The 17,438-nt window shown below is 43.5% G+C and carries 13 protein-coding genes; 10 read left to right on the plus strand and 3 right to left on the minus strand.

Translation table 11 applies throughout. The annotated features are described in order from the left end of the window. Window positions 1–125: 125 nt before the first annotated feature. The 7 genes from HQN88_RS32315 to HQN88_RS32345 all read left to right on the plus strand — a co-directional run bounded on the left by HQN88_RS32315 (window position 126) and on the right by HQN88_RS32345 (window position 9,929). Window positions 126–1,919 carry a cache domain-containing sensor histidine kinase gene (locus HQN88_RS32315; protein ID WP_173120047.1) on the plus strand — a complete coding sequence of 598 codons (1,794 nt, stop codon included), beginning with the start codon at window positions 126–128 and terminating at the stop codon, window positions 1,917–1,919. Next, window positions 1,897–3,495: a response regulator gene (locus HQN88_RS32320; protein WP_173120049.1), complete on the plus strand. Its 1,599-nt coding sequence runs from the start codon at window positions 1,897–1,899 to the stop codon at window positions 3,493–3,495. The genes HQN88_RS32315 and HQN88_RS32320 overlap by 23 nt, the downstream gene beginning before the upstream one ends. Before the next feature lie 269 nt (window positions 3,496–3,764). After that, the gene (locus HQN88_RS32325; RefSeq protein WP_173120051.1) at window positions 3,765–5,108 is read left to right on the plus strand and encodes an ABC transporter substrate-binding protein; all 1,344 of its coding nucleotides are present in this window, start codon (window positions 3,765–3,767) and stop codon (window positions 5,106–5,108) included. Window positions 5,109–5,199: 91 nt separating this feature from the next. After that, window positions 5,200–6,102 carry a carbohydrate ABC transporter permease gene (locus HQN88_RS32330; RefSeq protein WP_173120053.1) on the plus strand — a complete coding sequence of 301 codons (903 nt, stop codon included), beginning with the start codon at window positions 5,200–5,202 and terminating at the stop codon, window positions 6,100–6,102. Between the two features lies 1 nt (window position 6,103). After that, window positions 6,104–6,934: a carbohydrate ABC transporter permease gene (locus HQN88_RS32335; protein ID WP_173120055.1), complete on the plus strand. Its 831-nt coding sequence runs from the start codon at window positions 6,104–6,106 to the stop codon at window positions 6,932–6,934. Between the two features lie 248 nt (window positions 6,935–7,182). Next, a complete protein-coding gene (locus HQN88_RS32340) occupies window positions 7,183–8,337 on the plus strand; it encodes a glycoside hydrolase family protein (protein ID WP_173120162.1) in 1,155 nt (384 codons plus the stop codon). Between the two features lie 14 nt (window positions 8,338–8,351). Then, complete coding sequence (locus tag HQN88_RS32345; protein ID WP_173120057.1) at window positions 8,352–9,929, plus strand: glycoside hydrolase family 43 protein; 1,578 nt, start codon at window positions 8,352–8,354, stop codon at window positions 9,927–9,929. A gap of 278 nt (window positions 9,930–10,207) precedes the next feature. On the opposite strand, the gene HQN88_RS32350 is transcribed toward HQN88_RS32345, so the two are convergent. The 3 genes from HQN88_RS32350 to HQN88_RS32360 form a co-directional block, all read right to left on the minus strand. Continuing rightward, the gene (locus tag HQN88_RS32350; protein ID WP_173120059.1) at window positions 10,208–11,206 is read right to left on the minus strand and encodes a zinc-dependent alcohol dehydrogenase; all 999 of its coding nucleotides are present in this window, start codon (window positions 11,204–11,206) and stop codon (window positions 10,208–10,210) included. Window positions 11,207–11,331: 125 nt separating this feature from the next. Next, window positions 11,332–12,084, minus strand: a complete 753-nt coding sequence (locus tag HQN88_RS32355; RefSeq protein ID WP_274319539.1) for a helix-turn-helix domain-containing protein — start codon at window positions 12,082–12,084, stop codon at window positions 11,332–11,334. 173 nt (window positions 12,085–12,257) lie between these two features. Further along, the gene (locus tag HQN88_RS32360; RefSeq protein ID WP_274319537.1) at window positions 12,258–13,517 is read right to left on the minus strand and encodes a molybdopterin-dependent oxidoreductase; all 1,260 of its coding nucleotides are present in this window, start codon (window positions 13,515–13,517) and stop codon (window positions 12,258–12,260) included. A gap of 293 nt (window positions 13,518–13,810) precedes the next feature. On the opposite strand from HQN88_RS32360, the gene HQN88_RS32365 reads away from it, so the two are divergent. From HQN88_RS32365 to HQN88_RS32375, 3 genes are all read left to right on the plus strand, one after another. Further along, window positions 13,811–15,124, plus strand: a complete 1,314-nt coding sequence (locus HQN88_RS32365; RefSeq protein WP_173120065.1) for an ABC transporter substrate-binding protein — start codon at window positions 13,811–13,813, stop codon at window positions 15,122–15,124. Window positions 15,125–15,554: 430 nt separating this feature from the next. Further along, window positions 15,555–16,514 (plus strand): carbohydrate ABC transporter permease, encoded by a 960-nt coding sequence (locus HQN88_RS32370; protein WP_173120067.1) that lies wholly within the window; start codon window positions 15,555–15,557, stop codon window positions 16,512–16,514. Continuing rightward, the gene (locus HQN88_RS32375; protein ID WP_173120069.1) at window positions 16,511–17,353 is read left to right on the plus strand and encodes a carbohydrate ABC transporter permease; all 843 of its coding nucleotides are present in this window, start codon (window positions 16,511–16,513) and stop codon (window positions 17,351–17,353) included. Before HQN88_RS32370 ends, HQN88_RS32375 begins: the two co-directional genes overlap by 4 nt. The last annotated feature ends 85 nt before the right edge of the window (window positions 17,354–17,438 follow it).

The following is a 17,438-nucleotide window of genomic DNA, read 5'->3' on the forward strand; positions in this document are numbered from 1 at the left end:
TTCTAAAATTAGTTCAGTTTGCTCTTAAAAAACCGCACTTTCATATGAAGTTTCAACGTTAGTATCGCGCGTGAATTCTGTTAGAATAGACATAATCAAAATCGAAAGAATGAGGCGGCTACCAGATGGCATCGAACCCTTTCAAGCTGCACAAAAGTATTTTTGCCAAATTTACACTTTCCTTTATTTCGGTAGGACTCATCCCGTTGCTTATTCTCAGTTATATTTCACTGCAGACTTTCAGTGGCTTTATGGAGCGCTATGCAATGAATAACTATGAGCAAATGCTGCTATTTGCGAGTCGAAATGTGGACGATATGTTCGTTAAGTATAACAATATTTCCAAGCTAATGTACTCATACGGGGTTGGAGGTCAATATGGTCAATTGGGTCAAGCAATTGCAGCGCAAAGCAAGGAAAAAGACATTCGTTTGACGATGACAATTAACGATTTCTTGCAAACTGTTTTGTATACAGATCGAAACCTGCAAAGTGTCTTTTTTGTTCTACCGAATGGAACTTTTCAAAACCTATCTAAGAATAACGTTGCCCTAGATTATCAATACCAATATCCAAGGACGGAATGGAAAGAAGAAATGTTGCTCAATCGAAATGGACTTAATTTTATTCCAACACATAAGCAAGACTATTTTCTAGGGGCAACTGAGCAAGTGATGACGTTTGGTCGTAACCTGACGGATGTACTCGGATCATACAAGATAGAAGGTGATATTGTCGGCACCTTTTACATGGACGTAGGGCTAGAAGTTTTTAATGAGATATTTAAGCAAATGGTTTTGAACAACCAAGATACGGTGTATGTCGTAGATAAACAGGGGATTATTCTGTATAGCAATAAGATAGAGTTAATCGGAACTGTTTTTAAAGCGAATACATCGGATGATTTCTTGCATCTACAACAGGCAACAGCAGAGAATAACATCCAAATTGTCGGTGAGTTTTATAAAAAAGAGCTATTTCTCAAAGTCGAGCAGCTCATTAGGACGATTACATTCGTCATTGGCCTATGTATTCTCTCCTTGATTGTGGTAGCAGTCTGGTTCTCCAATCGCTTTTCCAACCCGATTCGAAGCATTACGCGAGAAATGGCGAAAGTGGAATCCGGTAATTTCGATACACATGTGACCGTAAAGACAGCGGATGAGTTAGGGCTTCTGTCTCATGGTTTTAATAAAATGGTAGGGCGTTTGAAGGAATACATTGATGTGGTGTACGTTGCACAAATTAAATTAAAACAAGCGGAATTGAATGCCCTTAAAAGTCAGATCAGACCGCATTATTTGTATAATACACTGGAAGTAATTCGAATGAACGCAGTTGCAGAGGATGCGAATGAGGTTGGCGATATGATTCTGTCTTTATCACATCAACTGAAGTACGTACTCGATTATGGCGAAGAAACGGTCGCAATCCGGGCTGAGAAAGCGAACGTGGAGCAATATTTTCAATTGATGATCATCAGGTATGGCGAGCATAGGCTGGGTCTTGACTTTCGCTTTGATGCCGATTTAATGGACTGTGGGATTCCGAAGCTATCGCTGCAGCCCATTGTCGAAAATGCTATTTATCATGGGATTATGCCGAAGTCAGGGAAAGGCACAGTTCGCATTTCGATTGAAAAACTGCCAGATAATCTGCTTAGTGTCACGGTGGACGATGACGGTGTAGGGATGAGTGAGGAAACGCTTGAACTTGTTCGTCAGAAGCTGGCTAACAGCAGTTCGCTGGATACGGGGAGCAATATTGGACTTATTAATGTCCATGAGCGCTTAAGGGTACTGTATGGACAAAATTTTGGTGTAGAGATTAATAGTAGTCAACATATTGGAACTACAGTCCGTCTTGTTATTCCTTTAACGAAAGAGGTGAGCGTCCGTGTTGAACGCCATTCTAGCTGATGATGAACCGATCATTATCAAAGGTTTAAAAAAGCTCGTTCCGTGGGAGGAGTTTGGGATTACTATCATAGGTGAGGCGATGACGGGCAGAGGTCTGATGGAGCAGATTGAACTCAAGCAGCCTGATTTGGTCATCACGGATATTAGTATGCCTGATGGCTCAGGTATCGATGTGATTAAAGAAGTACAACGACGACAGCTGAGGACGAAAATTATTTTCATAAGCGCCTATCAGGAGTTCTCTTATGCGAAGGATGCGCTAGCGTTTGGTGCAGTCGATTATTTGGTGAAGCCGATTGAGAAAAATCTGTTGATTGAGGCGGTAAATAAAGCTATAGCACTCCTGCAGGAAGCGAATGAAGATCAATCTTCTAAAGGAAAGCTGGCCGCTTATGAACAAAAGGATAAGAAGACGCAGCTCGAGGAGCTATTTGATAGGCTTACCCAAGGAGATATTCGATGGGAAGAAGCGGAGCGTAAACTTCAAACCTTGAACACAATGTTTACTGACCCATGTTTTAGTGTGTTACATGTGGAGCTTGAGCATGTGCATCTTCAGGATGGGAGATGGGGAGAACATGAGAAACGGCTGTTAGTGTTTGCTGTTTCCAATCTCGCAGACGAGTTGATCCACCTTCATGGCAGCGGTATCGTCATTCGTAAAGGCGAAAATCTATGTGTCATTGTGAACCACATGCGAGTAGATGATGATATACAGCGTCTTGCGAGCGAAATGCGGGATAAGATTTTATTTTATCTTAAAATTCATGTGACCATTTGTATCGGTTTACCGGTACTGAGCCTGCAGGATCTAAGACAATCCTATCTATCGGCAGTTAAGACGATGAACTATAGCTATTTTGAGAATGAAGGGAGTATTCTATCCTGGTCACAAAATGAACAGCGTGGCGGTTCAGAGCAGCTCTTGGCAGATGCCAAGAACGCTGTGATTAAAGCGGTAATTTCCAAGGAAAAGCAGCAGGTGCAGGAGCTGTTGGGAAGCTTCTTTGAGCATATTGCAATTAACGCTAATGGGCGTAAAGAATCTGCGATATTACTCGTTTATGCTATGCTGACGGACTTAATGGAGGAGATGTTGGCTGTCGGGATTGACCTTCAGGTGTCGCCAGAACACCGTAAAGACTGGCAACAGCGAATGCATCAATTTTACCGTTTTAGTGATCTTATAGATTTCATAACGGATCGCATATTGGATATACTGGAACAAGTAAGCTCTGCAGGCGGTAGCCGCGAAGCGCAACAGATGAAGATGATCAAGGAATACATTGAGAATCACTATAGTGAAAATATCACACTGGAAAGTATGGCTTCCCAAGTGTTTATGAATCCGTATTATTTTAGCAGCTTCTTTAAGAAGCATACGCAAGAAAATTTTAAGCAGTATGTTACGAACATCCGGATGAAAAATGCAGTCAGGCTGCTCTTGCACACTGATTTACTTGTATACGAAATTGCTGAGCAGGTTGGTTATCATAACCCTCGACAATTCAGCGATATGTTCAAAAAAAATTATGGCAAACTTCCGCAAGAATATAAGAGTCAAATCAAGGGATAAGTTGTCATAAATTGTATTTGTTTGGGAGACAGCTTCTGCTTTAGCTTCAACTTGGAGCAAAGCAGAAGCTGTTTTTCTATGTAGACGAAAGTCTTCCTAATCATATTCACCTTCTTAAATACATGCATATCAAGCTTAAAAAACTTCATTCTAAACAATTTGGGCGTATGTTAGTCTTAAATCAAGGAACAGAACAGCGCCAGATGAGTCGAAAGATCAGCTTAAGTTGTTCACAAGAAGCTAGATATTAAAGGGAGGTTACTTTCAATATGGTTAAAACTTTTTCTAAAGTACTAGTAGGATCGACAGCGTTAGCATTAATACTGGCAGGCTGCGGTAACAACAGTGATTCCGCAACTTCAACGTCAAGTGCTGTACCGGCTGGCACAGCAGCAGCGACTGCCGCTCCGAAGAAAGACGTAACATTCAGCGTCATTTATGCGACAGGCGACCCGGCGACGAAACAAGCGGTAGCTGATTCCATTGCTGCTTACACGAAAGCGAACCCGAACGTTAAAATCAAAGATTTGAGTGAAACAACGACTGCTGCGTATCTGGACTTTTTGAAAACGAAAGATGCTGTTGGCGAATTCCCTGATCTTGTTGAAATGCGTGATACACAATTGTTCGCGGATGCTGGCAAGCTGGCTGAACTTCCAAAAGAACTGCAAGGTATATTTGAAAGCGTACCGCAAGTAAACGGTAAAGTATATAATGCGCCAATCTCGCTACCTGCACCGCAAGGGATTATTTACAGCAAGAAAGCTTATGCCGATGCAGGAATAACAGAAGAGCCTAAAACATATGCAGATTTCATCGCAGCTCAAGACAAACTGAAAGCAAAAGGTATTTCACCGATCGTTGTAGGTGGTAAAGATATTTTCCACTGGGGCTTCTGGGTCAATAAATTCTTGATTGACGAAGTGTTCATCAAAGATGCGGATTGGAATTCCAAGCGTTCTGAAGGGAAAGTAAGCTTTACAGATGAAGGTCCGGCGAAAGCGATGCAGCTGATGACAGATCTGTTCACTAAAGGCTACGTGGATAAAGGTTACATGAGCACGGCTGATAATCAAACGGCTTCCATGCTCGTAACAGGCAAAGCAGCAAGCTTATTCTCTGGTCCTTGGATGTTCCCAACGATTGCACAAGCAGATCCGAAATTTGATTTCGGCTGGTACCCAGTACCGGATCAAAAAGGTGTAGTAAACGTTGTAGGTCTTGCACAACCAGCTGGTTGGTCCTTATCAGCGACTGCAGCGAAAGATGCTGATAAAACAGCGGCAATCTCTGACTTCATCAAATTCTTCTTTAGCAAAGAGCAATATCCGAAATATTTGAAAGTAGCAAGTGCAATACCATCAACAAAAGAAAAAATGACATACGAAGCTTCACCGCAATTGCAAGAAGTTCTTACTATGATGGCAGATCCGAACGTGAAAAAATCGCTTCAAATCAACAACTTCTGGGGAGCTAACCAAATCCCGCCGCAATTCCGTAACTGGTTCTACAAATCCGTTCAAGATTGGTTAGTAAAAGGTGATTTCAGTGCGGACTACTTGAAGAAAGCGGATGCTGAGTGGGACACTGAAGTGAAGGCAATGAAAAAATAAGACTTAAAAAGGCTGCAAACGGAGAACCTCTGCGTCACTTGCGGAGGTTTTCCTGCTACTGCCTTCAACATTCTATAGGAGGCATAAGAGAATGAACACCATACAGCCTATTAAGAGAAAAAGAAAATGGCTAACCTTTTCCATCGTGTTTATTATTCCTGCAATGATCCTCTATACATTGTTCGTCATGGTACCGACAGCGAGTAGTATCTACCTCAGCTTTACTTCCTGGGATGGCGTTAGTCCAGATATTCGCTTTATTGGTTTTGATAACTTCGTAGAGATGTGGCACAGCGAGCGTGTGCATAATGCGCTGAAAAATACGTTAATCTTATCCGTAGTCCTAGTTGTTATTGAAAATGCGGTTGCCTTGCTGCTAGCGATGCTGGTCGATCAGGTGAAATGGTTCCGCAACTTGTTTCGCAGTATATTTTACTTCCCGACGCTTCTTAGCGGGATTGTTATGGGATTTGTTTGGACGATTATTCTGAATTACAACTTCGGTGTAGTTACGCAATTATTCGATAAACTACATCTTTCCTTCTTGATGGTTGATTGGCTTGGAAATCCGGATTACGCATTAATCGCTATCATTTTTGCAACTGTATGGAAAGGCGCCGGCTATTATATGATCATTTATTTGGCTGGTCTGCAAGGGATTCCGCCAGAGCTATCAGAAGCGGCAAGTATTGATGGAGCGAACCGCTGGCAGCAATTCCGCCATATCACGTTCCCTCTGCTAGCAGGTGCCTTTACGGTATGCATGATGTTATCGATGATTGCGTCCCTCAAAATATTCGATCAGATTGCCGTCATGACGGATGGTGGACCTGGTTTTGCTACAGAAACATTGACGTACATTATTTATAAAGTCGGATTTGGCGAGTTACGACAAGGTTTTGGCACGGCGCTATCGCTTGTCCTCTTTATCCTGATCTTAATCGTATCACTTATTCAAATTAAGCTGCTTCGCAGCAGGGAGGTGCAGTTATAAGATGAGAAAACAGAAGAGCATACTCGAGATTCTTCTCTTTGTCCTGACGCTTGTCCTTGCCATTATCTTCTTCTTCCCGATTTACTTCAGCTTGATTTCGGCTTTTAAAAGCAACGGTGCGATCATGCGGGATGCGATTTCTTTCCCGACCAGCTGGTATGTGGACAGTTTCGTCTATCTGTGGACCAAAACCGATTTCCCCAGAGCGATGATTAACTCGATTATTTTGACTCTGAGCTCAATTATCGCGATGATTGCGATAATCCCAATGGCTGCATACGCGATTGAGCGGACAAATAAAAGATGGACGAATATGGTCTATATCTACTTTCTAGCCGGTATGATGATTCCATTTCAAGTTTATATGATTCCATTGTTCAAAGAGATGAAAATGATGGGCTTCTACGGCAGCTTAAGTGGACCGATTCTTATCTACATCTCTGGTTCGGTAGGATTCGGCGTACTGCTCTATACAAGTTTTCTCAAAGGGGTGCCGCGTGAAATTGAGGAAGCAGCTGAAATCGACGGATGCTCCAAATACGGCATTTTCTGGCGGATTGTATTCCCGCTGCTTGGGCCATGTACAGCGAGCTTAGTTGTGCTGAACGGTCTCGGCATCTGGAACGACTTCCTAATGCCAAGCTTGGTACTCCCCTCGGATAAGCCTAAAACAATGATCGTCGAAATCTTCGGCTTCGTCGGTGAATATGCGTCCCAGTGGGACATGGTGTTTGCGGGCACCGCGATTTCAATTATCCCTGTTTTGATCGCTTTCATCGCGCTGCAGAAATATTTTGTCAAAGGGATTGCCGCGGGTGCAACCAAAGGCTAATCGTATTGTCATACATCTCAATTATAAAAAAGCAGTCCAGAAGAATTGCCTCTGGACTGCTTTTTTACCATTCTCGATTACGAATTCATTTCTATACTAGTGGGAGACTCTCGTATGATTGGATGTATGACAAACTAACAGTTAAAGCTTAGGAATTGCTAAAAAAACCGCATATTTTGCATAAAAAACTGTACATGGCCTAGTGGTATGATAAATGTAAATAAACTTAAGGGGTAGGAGAAATGAGCATGCTTGAGGCACAAGATCAAATTTGGCTAGAGAATGTGATTGGTAAAATAAAATTTAAAATGGACTGGGTTAGCGAAAAGTCCAAATATAAAATCCCTTATACGACCATTAACGGTACACATGATAATCGCATCGTAGATAATCCTACAGGTACCGAAACCGATGAAATTAATTGGTGGACCAATGGTTTCTGGGGCGGCATGATGTGGCTTATGCACCACGAAACCGGCAACGAGAAATACAAAGAAATCGCGCAGATTTCCGAGAAAGAATTAGATCGCTGTTTTGAAGAATTCTACGGCTTGCATCATGATGTTGGATTTATGTGGCTGCCGACAAGTGTGGCGAATTATAAAGTGACGCAGAATCCGGAATCTCGCAAAAGAGCGTTGCATGCCGCTGTATTGCTAGCAGGTCGCTTTAATTTGGCAGGCGGATTTATTCGTGCGTGGAACGATTTAGAAGGCTCCGATACAAGAGGCTGGGCGATTATCGACTGCATGTTCAATATACCGCTCCTGTACTGGGCTTCTGAAGAGACAGGCGATCCGCGGTTCAAGCAAATCGCAATGAAGCATGCCGATACGGCGATGACGGCGTTTGTTCGACCAGATGGATCGGTGAACCACATCGTAGAATTTGATCCATCTGAAGGTGGCGTGGTCCGAACGTATGGCGGTCAAGGCTATGAAGAAGGCTCCTCCTGGACGAGAGGCCAGACCTGGGCGTTATATGGCTATATGATGAGCTATATTCATACACAGAAGGATGAGTATTTGCAAACCGCGAAACGGATTGCCAACTATTTTATCGCGAACATTCCTGCGGATGGCGTAATTCCGGTTGATTTCCGGCAGCCGAAAGAGCCGAAGCGGGAGGATGACACGGCTGCAGCGATTGCGGCATGCGGTCTGATTGAAATTGCGAAAGTTGTAGGTGAGCATGAAAAGGAGCTGTATCTGGGTGCTGCGTTGAAGATGCTCCAAACGTTGGATAGCTCACGAATTAATTGGACAACAGATAGTGACAGCTTGGTTCAATACGGTACAGGTGCCTATCATTCGGCTACCCATCATCATGCGATTATTTATGGCGATTACTATTTTATGGAAGCAATCTTTAAGCTAAAAGGGAACGATTTGTATCTGTGGTAGGGGAGTGTAAAAGCATGATTCAGAATCCTATTCTACGTGGCTTCAATCCGGATGCATCAATCATTCGGGTTGAAGATGACTATTATATCGCAACGTCTACTTTTGAGTGGTTCCCAGGCGTGCTCATTCATCACTCCAAAGATTTAATGAACTGGAGGCCGTTGACACGTCCACTAGATCGGGTGAGTCAACTTGATCTGCGAGGTGTACCAAGCTCAGGCGGTATTTGGGCACCTTCGTTAAGCTACTCCGATGGCACTTACTATTTATGCTTTACGAATGTGGTTGGTCGAAAAGGCGTGTATAAAGATCTGCACAACTATATCGTGACTGCGCCTTCGATTGAAGGGCCATGGTCTGAACCGATGTATTTGAATTCTAGCGGGTTTGATCATTTCTTGTTCCATGATACGGATGGCCGCAAATATTTGTTTAATATGCAGTGGGATTTTCGGAAAAACAAAAGCAGATTCGCAGGTATTATTATGCAGGAGTTCTGCCCTGATGAAGGTAAGTTGATCGGTGAAATCAAGCTGATTACTCAAGGGACAGATTTGGGTGTGACGGAAGGTCCGATGGTGTATAAGAAGGATGGTTTCTACTATTTGCTCGTAGCCGAAGGTGGAACAGGGCCTATGCATGCAGCAACTCTCATGCGAGCGACTTCCGTCGACGGTCCTTATGAAGTGGATCCCGATTACCCGATTATCACGACAAGAGATACACCGGAACATCCCCTGCAAAATGCGGGGCACGGCTCTTTGGTTAAAACGCAGCTAGGGGATTGGTATATGGTGTTTATCTGTTCTCGACCTCTTCCAGACGGCAACAAGCTCAGTCCACTAGGGAGAGAAACCTCCTTGCAAAAAGTAGTGTGGACAGCGGACGGCTGGTTGCGACTGGCTGCAGGCGGTAAGCAGCCGCAGTTGCATATTCCGGAGACGGAGCTAACACCCCATCCGTTTGAGCCGGAGCCTGTCCGCGATGAGTTTGATGATCCTAAGCTCAGTGTGCACTGGCACACACTTCGGGTTCCAGCTGACGAGTCATGGCTAAGCTTAACCGAGTGTCCAGGATTTTTGCGACTGAAGGGGAGAGAGTCGCTTACCTCCTTGCACAACCAAAGTCTCGTAGCAAGACGCATTCAAAGCTTTCAGTGCGAGATGGTGACATGCGTAGCGTTCGAGCCGGTAGCTTTTACCCAGATGGCGGGCCTTGTGCTTTATTATGATGAATCCGATCATTACTATCTGCGCATCTCCCACGATGAACAGCTCGGTAAGCATTTGGCGATTATCGTAAGTGATCAAGGACAGTATGAAGAGCTGGACGCTTATGTGCCGATCCCAGAAGGGGAGCGCATCTATCTCAAAGCAACAATGAATTTTGATAAGATTCAGTTCTCTTATCGTTTAGACGGTCAGTCGTGGCTGCCTATTGGTTCAACGTTGTACTCGGGCAATCTGGCCGACAGCTACCAGCGTAAATTATCCTTTACTGGTGCTTTCGTTGGACTGTGCGCACAGGATTTGCGAGGAACTCGTTTGCAAGCTGACTTCGACTTTTTTGATTATGAGGAGCTGGAACGTTAATAGTAAAAAGAGGCGACCAGTCTAAAGGTTGTCTCTTTTTTCTTGTACCACTAACCAGAGGAGAATCCAAATGAATAACTCTATTGGCTTCAACACTATGGGTCGGGGTTGGAGATCGAAGAATGCTGTGTACCTGATTAGAAGGGTAATTATAGAGTAAACAAAAGTGCCTCTCCCCTTGCTGTTGCAAGAGGAGGGGCACTTTTGTCCCAAATTCCGTGTTAAAGCTCAGTACCTTATCTAATTTTCCGCTCTGTAGAATACCCCCATATTATCCCTCAGGCTAACCTTGTCCAATCGAAAAGAACGCCCATGGATGAGCTGCGATTATTCACAAGTGAATCATAGACTTGGGCAGCTTCTAATGGGGAATAACGATGGGTAATTAATGGGGTAACATCCAATCTTCCCTGCATGATATAGCTTAAAATCAGCTCTGTCATAGCGGGGTGATCCCACTCTTTGTAATTCATAGTTGCATGGATACCTAGAATGGAAACGGAGTTGGATACCACATTACGTCCCATCCCTTGTTCAGAAGGCGTAGCGGTATCTCCAAGTAAAATGACACGTCCCAAAGGTTTGACGAGTTGTGTGGCTTGGGCTAATACGGCCGGGTGGCCAGTAATATCGAAGATGACATCCAACATTTTCCCATTCGTATGTTTCGCGATGTCTTCCTTCGCTTTCCCAACGTCCATGGCCATCCGGTGAATACCTGGCTTGTCTTGTACAAGCGCGATTCGGCTTTCAGCAGGATCTATGGCAAAGATCTCTTTGACCCCGGATAGATAGAGGTACTGGGTAACTAACTGTCCAAGCAGCCCAAGGCCGATGACTCCGACTGTTTCTCCGAGTAGTAATTCTGCTCTTCTTACCCCAAGTTGTGTTGTTTTGGAAAGATTAATCCATACGCCTTGCTCAGAGCTGACCTGATCAGGAAGGAGCGTTACACGACTTGCCTCTGCTTTGAAATATTGGGCATGCGAAGTCTCAACAAATACGCGATCACCTTTCTGAATTGCCTGCACATCATCACCGACAGCAAGCACTTCAGCGACCATAGAATAGCCGGGGTGGAAAGGATACTTAACCCAGCTTGACCAGTTCGTATCCTTGTCAAACACGCCTCTGAGACATTGAAGCTCTGTTCCTGTGCTAATGAGTGATGCGATCGCAGCACATAAAATTTCTGTCTTACCGAGCGAGGAATCAAATGATTCCTTGCGAATTTCAACTTTTTGTTTTTCCGCGAAAACGATACGTAATGTTTCCATGTAATAACCTCCTCAGAAGGGATGACCTACCCTTGTGAATAGCTTAAAGGTATCGGGCTATGAAAAAAAGAGCATCGTTTTGTGGAAATTTAACACTTATACAGGTCATATATTTTAGATGAATGTTAGAAGTTTTTATTAAATAAACCTTTGTATTGTGAAGGCGAAATTCCTGTGTATTTTTTGAAAAGACGCGTAAAAGTTTGAATATCGTTAAATCCGAGGGAGTTACTGATTTCCGTAATGTTCATTCTCTGCATTTCCAACAGTGATTTGGCCTTTGCAATTTTGATCTCCCGATGCAGCAGGATGGGCGACTTGCCGAACATTTCTTTGAAATGGTTGCTGACATAGGTGGAATTCATATGTAATTCCTTGGCTAACTCCGGTAAGGAAAAGGATGCTTCGGGCTGAGATACAATTTTCAATAAGAGGGAGAAAAAGCTGTGAGATTGCTGTTTTGTATCAACGGCATCTACGTTTTCAAAGGCATTATCCAATAATAAATAAAGTAATTCCAGTGATTTGGCTTTTTGCAAAATGATGTTGGGAATGTAGCCATTGCGAGTCTTTGAGAGCATAAATTCATCGAATACAGCCTCAAATTTTAAGTGACTCTTCAGTGGATAAATGTAGGGAATTTGTAGGAATGGCAGAACATCAACCACATGCTGGATCTTATAAGTGAAATGCCACCAAAGAAACTCAGTTTCTTCATCACTATCTTTATATTGATCATGTTCAAGATGGGGTGGGATTAAGATAACGGTCCCAGGATGAATAACATAAACTTGGTCCTGAACCCTAAGTTTAGCTGAGCCTTTTCTTACATAAGTCATCATATAAAATTCTTGAAGTACTCTGTTATGATAGTTCATCTCATTACGGTGATGGATATCGAACGTCAAAATTTTCAATTCAGCTGTTTCCAGCAGAGAAGAGATGATATCATCCCTCACAAGTCTTCACATCCTTTTCACTCTTAAGGCAGCTTAACTATATTTTAACATAAATACGTGAGGAGAGACGCAGGGATGTCTTCCAGTACGGCTTACATAGGCGGAACCCAAATCCAGGCGTCTTTGGCATAGCCACGCTGTTCCCAGTAGCCGGTATGATCACTGTCTATAAGCTCGATCCGGTTCAGCCATTTCACTGATTTATATGCGTACATTTGTGGAACCACTAGCCTAACCGGACCTCCCATGTCCCTGGGAATTGGCTTGCCATCCAGCATGAGCACAACCATCACGTCCTCCATCCAGGTCTGCTCAATGGTGATATTGTCCGTATATACGCCTTCAGCCGAATAAAACTTCACCATCTTTACCCCATCCTTAACTCCTGCGTGCTCTAGCAGTTTGTTCAGGGGAATGCCCTCCCAAGTACAGCTGTTGACTGACCAGCCTGTTACACAGTGAAAATCGCTGATCTGCACTTGGCGTGGGAAAGCCAGGAATTCGGTCCAACTCCATTGGAAAGGCTGATTTACTAAACCGTCCACAGTAAACGTCCACTTCTCAGGGTCGAACTTAGGCATGTCGGTCACGGTATAGATTCTGAAGTTGCCCTTTGCCCCGCCTCCCTTTGGAGGCAGCGAATCTGGCAAAGGCGTTAACTGCAGTACATCTGTAGACATGGACTCTGTCTCCTGAAGTGAGGAGAGGTTGGAGTCGCCAAATACGGAGGTCAGGAAGCGGATAAATGGTGGTACGGTGGCAGCAGCCACAATCGAGCCCACCCCCATCTTGATGAAAGATCTCCGGGATATACGGCGGAATACCTTTCCCGTTGCTGGCTCGTAGGTGCCAAGATCTATGACATTTAAAGGTTTGCTCAAGGGGGCGGTCTGATTCCGATCTTTTTCCCTACCTGCCTTTATTAGCCAACGGCTTCGTGTGAATGAATGGTATAGAGCGTACGGAATGCCGATCCACGTCAGCAAATCATGAACAAGTAACGCTGTGTTGTTCCAGATCGGAGGAAACGACCTGTACCTCCATAAGATAATGCCAGAACCGATCCAGCCTGCTAATAGTAGAAGTACTACCACGAGATTGCCTTGCTGGGCTCTGCGGCCAGACAACTGGCGGAGATGTTTTAGAAAGGAGGGTAGGTATAAGATAACCACAGCCAAGGATACTAACCCAACTGCGATATGCATCTGTTTTACCCAAACCCGGCCTTCTCCTAACAATGCCCGCATGGGTGGTATATAAAGCAAAATACCGCTTACTGCCAGAAATAACAAAACCCATGCATTAGCAGAATGCAGCTTGCGAAGCTTTTTGCCCAATCCACGCTCTCTCACAACAATTCCCCCTTGTTGCATGTAATAGCCAATTGAATCCGCTTTCTATAATCATTATAAGTATATGTTATGGAAAGTTGAAAGCATTATAATTTAATATAAATTATCACTTAATGAAAGTCTTTGCCCCCATGGATGCGCTAAATCATCGCTTTTTAGGTTATGTTTCTGACGTGTGCATAATCGGTCTTTTTTATAATAAATCGTGGATCATCCATATATCAATCTAATTACTGAGTTGTTAATATTGAAATAGAAATACAAAATATAAATGAAATACAGGAGGGGTAACAATGTTTAAATGGAAACGTTCTCTAGCTGTTCTGGCTACAACAACTGCATTGGTTGGATCGCTGGCTGCTTGTGGTAGTAGCGACAAAGGAGCAACAAGTACGATAGCGCCAACTGCTGCACCGACGACAAAGGTAAGTACTGAGCCGGTTAAGCTTCGCATTATGTGGTGGGGGGCACAAAACCGTCATGACGCAACATTGAAGGCACTTGAATTGTACACGAAGAACAACCCGAACGTAACATTTGAGCCTGAATACTCTGGTATGGACGGTTATCTGGACAAATTGTCCACACAAGCTGCTGCCAACAATGCGCCTGATGTTGTACAGCTTGATCCGGGCTGGACTCCCGATTGGGCTGCCCGCAAGCAATTAGTTGAATTGACTCCAACTGTGGATGTAAGTAAATTTGATGCTAAACTGATGGCTGGCGGACAATCCGGTGGTAAGCAATATGGTATTCCCCTTGGTTCTGTTGCTTTTGGCATGATTTATGACAAAGCGGCAATGGATAAACTAAGCATTAAGAATCCTGCTAATGGTTGGAACTGGGATGAATACTTTGCACTAGCTAAAGAATCCAAGTCGAAACTACCGAGTGGAACGTATTTCACTAAGGATTACGGCGGTAATTACTTCGTTTACTCAGCCTATCAGTATGCGAAAGGGAAAGGCTCGGTTGTCTCCCCTGACGGCAAATTTAATGTGGATCAAGCGACTTACCTAGAATGGACTAAAAAATTCGAAGAGTTGCGTAAGGAAGGACTTGTTCCTCCGGCTGACGTGAACGCTTCTGACAAAGAAAATGATCCGAAATTAGACCTAATGGTTTCAGGGAAAATCTTAGTACGCTATGCCTTCTCTAATGGATATGGTACGTATGATAGCTTGAAAAAAGGTGCCTACGCTTTGGTGACCATGCCTCGCGCCTCCGCTCCGGGCGGCTGGTTGAAGCCTTCGATGTACTTGGCTGTTAGCGCAAACTCGAAGAAGCAGGAAGAAGCTAAGAAGTTTGTCAACTGGTTCGTTAATGATAATGAAGCAGCTAAAATTTTGGGAACAGTACGCGGTTTGCCGGCTAACAAGGACGTTTCTGCCCTTCTTCAAGCTAGCTTTAGTGACCAAGATAAGGTCGGTTTGGATCTGCTTCGCGCAACAGAGAAAGACGGTCAGACTTGGGATTCAACAAGCGGGTGGACCAACTTTATCGACAAGGATTGGACGTTGGTTGGTGATCAACTTACATTTGGTAAAATTACCCCACAACAAGCTTTTGATCAGTTGAAGTCTGCATCGAAGTCATACGAAAAGTAGTCTGTCAGATGCCCTGGAACAAATACTTGTTCCGGGGTATCTTTTAATCTTTTTGAAGGTTATGGCTTTGGGTAATGCCAAATAGGGCATCATCGGGGAGTGTCACCTCTACTGCAAATCTGCAAGAGTGATTCTTTCATTCCGAAGAGCAGGTAACCTTTGGGAGTAGAAGCGTTGAGATTAATTTGACTAATCAAGAAGACAACACGAGGAGGATTTATTTATACTCACGTCCTTCATTCAGGTAAAACCGTTATTCAGCAGTCACTCTATATATTCGCAATACGAGGAAGCAGCCACGGCTAGCTTCTTCGTTTTTCGTTATATTTTATAATAATTCGATGATTTCCCTACTTTAGACTGAGATGAGCGACTTATATAATTAAGTTATAAAATACTGATTATAAAGAAAGTACAGAGGTGATCACACTTGAACAATTCTATTACCGTTGCTGCAAACGGGGCTGAAGTGAAAAAGAGGCGCAAGTTTCTCAGCAGATGGGATGCTCCGTTAGCAGGTTATTTGTTTATTTCTCCATGGTTAATCGGATTCTTTGGATTGACGGCGTATCCGATGTTTCTATCATTGTATTATTCTCTTACCGATTATACGTTGCTCGAACCCATTAAATGGATTGGTTTACGGAACTATACCCGTATCTTTACAGATGATCCGAGATTTACCCAATCAGTCAAAGTAACATTCCAATATGTGCTGGCATCGGTACCGTTGAAATTGGTTGCGGCTTTGTTGGTGGCAACACTCTTAAATAAAGCTATGAAAGGTATTTCCTTTTACCGTACGGCGGTTTATTTCCCCTCTCTGATTGGTGGAAGTATTGCCGTATCGATTTTGTGGCGTAATATTTTCGGTGTTGATGGCATCTTTAACGAAATTCTATCCATATTCGGTATAGTAGGAAAAGGTTGGATCACGAATCCAGGTTCAGCATTGTGGACGCTGATTCTCCTCACAGTTTGGCAGTTTGGTTCAGCCATGGTTATTTTTCTAGCAGGATTAAAGCAAATTCCAAACGATCTTTACGAAGCGTCATCCGTTGATGGTGCGAACAAGGTTTTACAATTTTTCAAAATTACGTTGCCAATGCTTTCACCGATTATCTACTTTAATTTAATTATGGGTGTCATCAATTCATTCCAAATGTTTACTTCCGCTTTCGTTATTACAAATGGCGGTCCGATGAATTCTACTTATGTATACGCATTGTATCTATATGAGAGGGCCTTCAGTCGCTATGAACTAGGATATGCTTCAGCTTTAGCATGGATTATGCTGGTCATGATTGTCGTAGTAGCAGCCATTATTGCTGGCACTTCGAAGTATTGGGTCTTCTATGAAACTGACACAGGAGGGAAGAAAAGGAAATGAACATAAAATGGAATGCTACTGTCCGACATACCCTTATGATTGTGTTCAGTATTGTAATGGTCTACCCCTTGATCTGGTGGGTAGGCGCATCGCTTAAATCCAATGCTGAGCTTGGATCGCCTGGGATCTTTCCTTCGGTTCCCAAATGGAGCAACTACACGGATGGATGGCATGCAATTCCCGGACGCACATTTACTGACTTTTATCTGAATACCTTCGGTCTTGAAGCCATGGTTTTAATAGCAACGCTTTTTTCAACCACCTTAGTTGCATTCGGCTTTGCTCGTCTAGATTTCCCATTAAAGAATCTCTGGTTTTCTATTCTCATGATGACTTTGATGATGCCTTCACAGGTACTCATTATTCCGCAATATGCTATGTTCCACCAACTGGGTTGGGTAAACACCTATCTTCCGTTTGTGGTTCCTCACCTGGTAGCAAGTGGAGCGGGCGGTAGTTTCTTTGTCTTCCTGCTGATTCAGTTTATCAGAGGTATCCCAAAGGATCTTGATGAGTCAGCGAAGATTGACGGTTGTTCATGGTTTGGTATATTCTGGCGTGTGGTTCTGCCACTAACTCAACCCGCAATTGTAACAATCATGATTTTCTGTTTCCTATGGAACTGGGATGATTTCCTTGGCCACTTGCTCTACTTAAATTCGGTAGATAAATATACCGTAGGTTTGGCGTTGCGGATGATCAATGATGCGCAATCAGCTCAAGAATGGGGTCAATTGCTGGCAATGTCTCTAGTATCCATACTCCCTGCAACTATCGTATTTACGTTTCTGCAACGTTATTTTGTTGAGGGCATTGCGACGACGGGTATTAAAGGTTAAGATTAATTTGAATATGCAAATTGGACGGTAAAGAGACGAGTTTCCTTCGTAGCTTTACCGTTTTCTTTCACAGTAATCAAAGTTG

This window comes from Paenibacillus qinlingensis (genome assembly GCF_013204845.1).
Classification (GTDB): Bacteria; Bacillota; Bacilli; order Paenibacillales; family NBRC-103111; genus Paenibacillus_E; species Paenibacillus_E qinlingensis.

What these genes read in the sequence shown, in the direction of transcription:
- HQN88_RS32315 (WP_173120047.1), top strand. Translation starts at nt 126, where the DNA reads ATGGCATCGAACCCTTTCAAGCTGCACAAAAGTATTTTTGCCAAATTT.
- HQN88_RS32325 (WP_173120051.1), top strand. Translation starts at nt 3,765, where the DNA reads ATGGTTAAAACTTTTTCTAAAGTACTAGTAGGATCGACAGCGTTAGCA.
- HQN88_RS32330 (WP_173120053.1), top strand. Translation starts at nt 5,200, where the DNA reads ATGAACACCATACAGCCTATTAAGAGAAAAAGAAAATGGCTAACCTTT.
- HQN88_RS32335 (WP_173120055.1), top strand. Translation starts at nt 6,104, where the DNA reads ATGAGAAAACAGAAGAGCATACTCGAGATTCTTCTCTTTGTCCTGACG.
- HQN88_RS32340 (WP_173120162.1), top strand. Translation starts at nt 7,183, where the DNA reads ATGCTTGAGGCACAAGATCAAATTTGGCTAGAGAATGTGATTGGTAAA.
- HQN88_RS32345 (WP_173120057.1), top strand. Translation starts at nt 8,352, where the DNA reads ATGATTCAGAATCCTATTCTACGTGGCTTCAATCCGGATGCATCAATC.
- HQN88_RS32350 (WP_173120059.1), bottom strand. Translation starts at nt 11,206, where the DNA reads ATGGAAACATTACGTATCGTTTTCGCGGAAAAACAAAAAGTTGAAATT.
- HQN88_RS32355 (WP_274319539.1), bottom strand. Translation starts at nt 12,084, where the DNA reads ATGAACTATCATAACAGAGTACTTCAAGAATTTTATATGATGACTTAT.
- HQN88_RS32365 (WP_173120065.1), top strand. Translation starts at nt 13,811, where the DNA reads ATGTTTAAATGGAAACGTTCTCTAGCTGTTCTGGCTACAACAACTGCA.
- HQN88_RS32375 (WP_173120069.1), top strand. Translation starts at nt 16,511, where the DNA reads ATGAACATAAAATGGAATGCTACTGTCCGACATACCCTTATGATTGTG.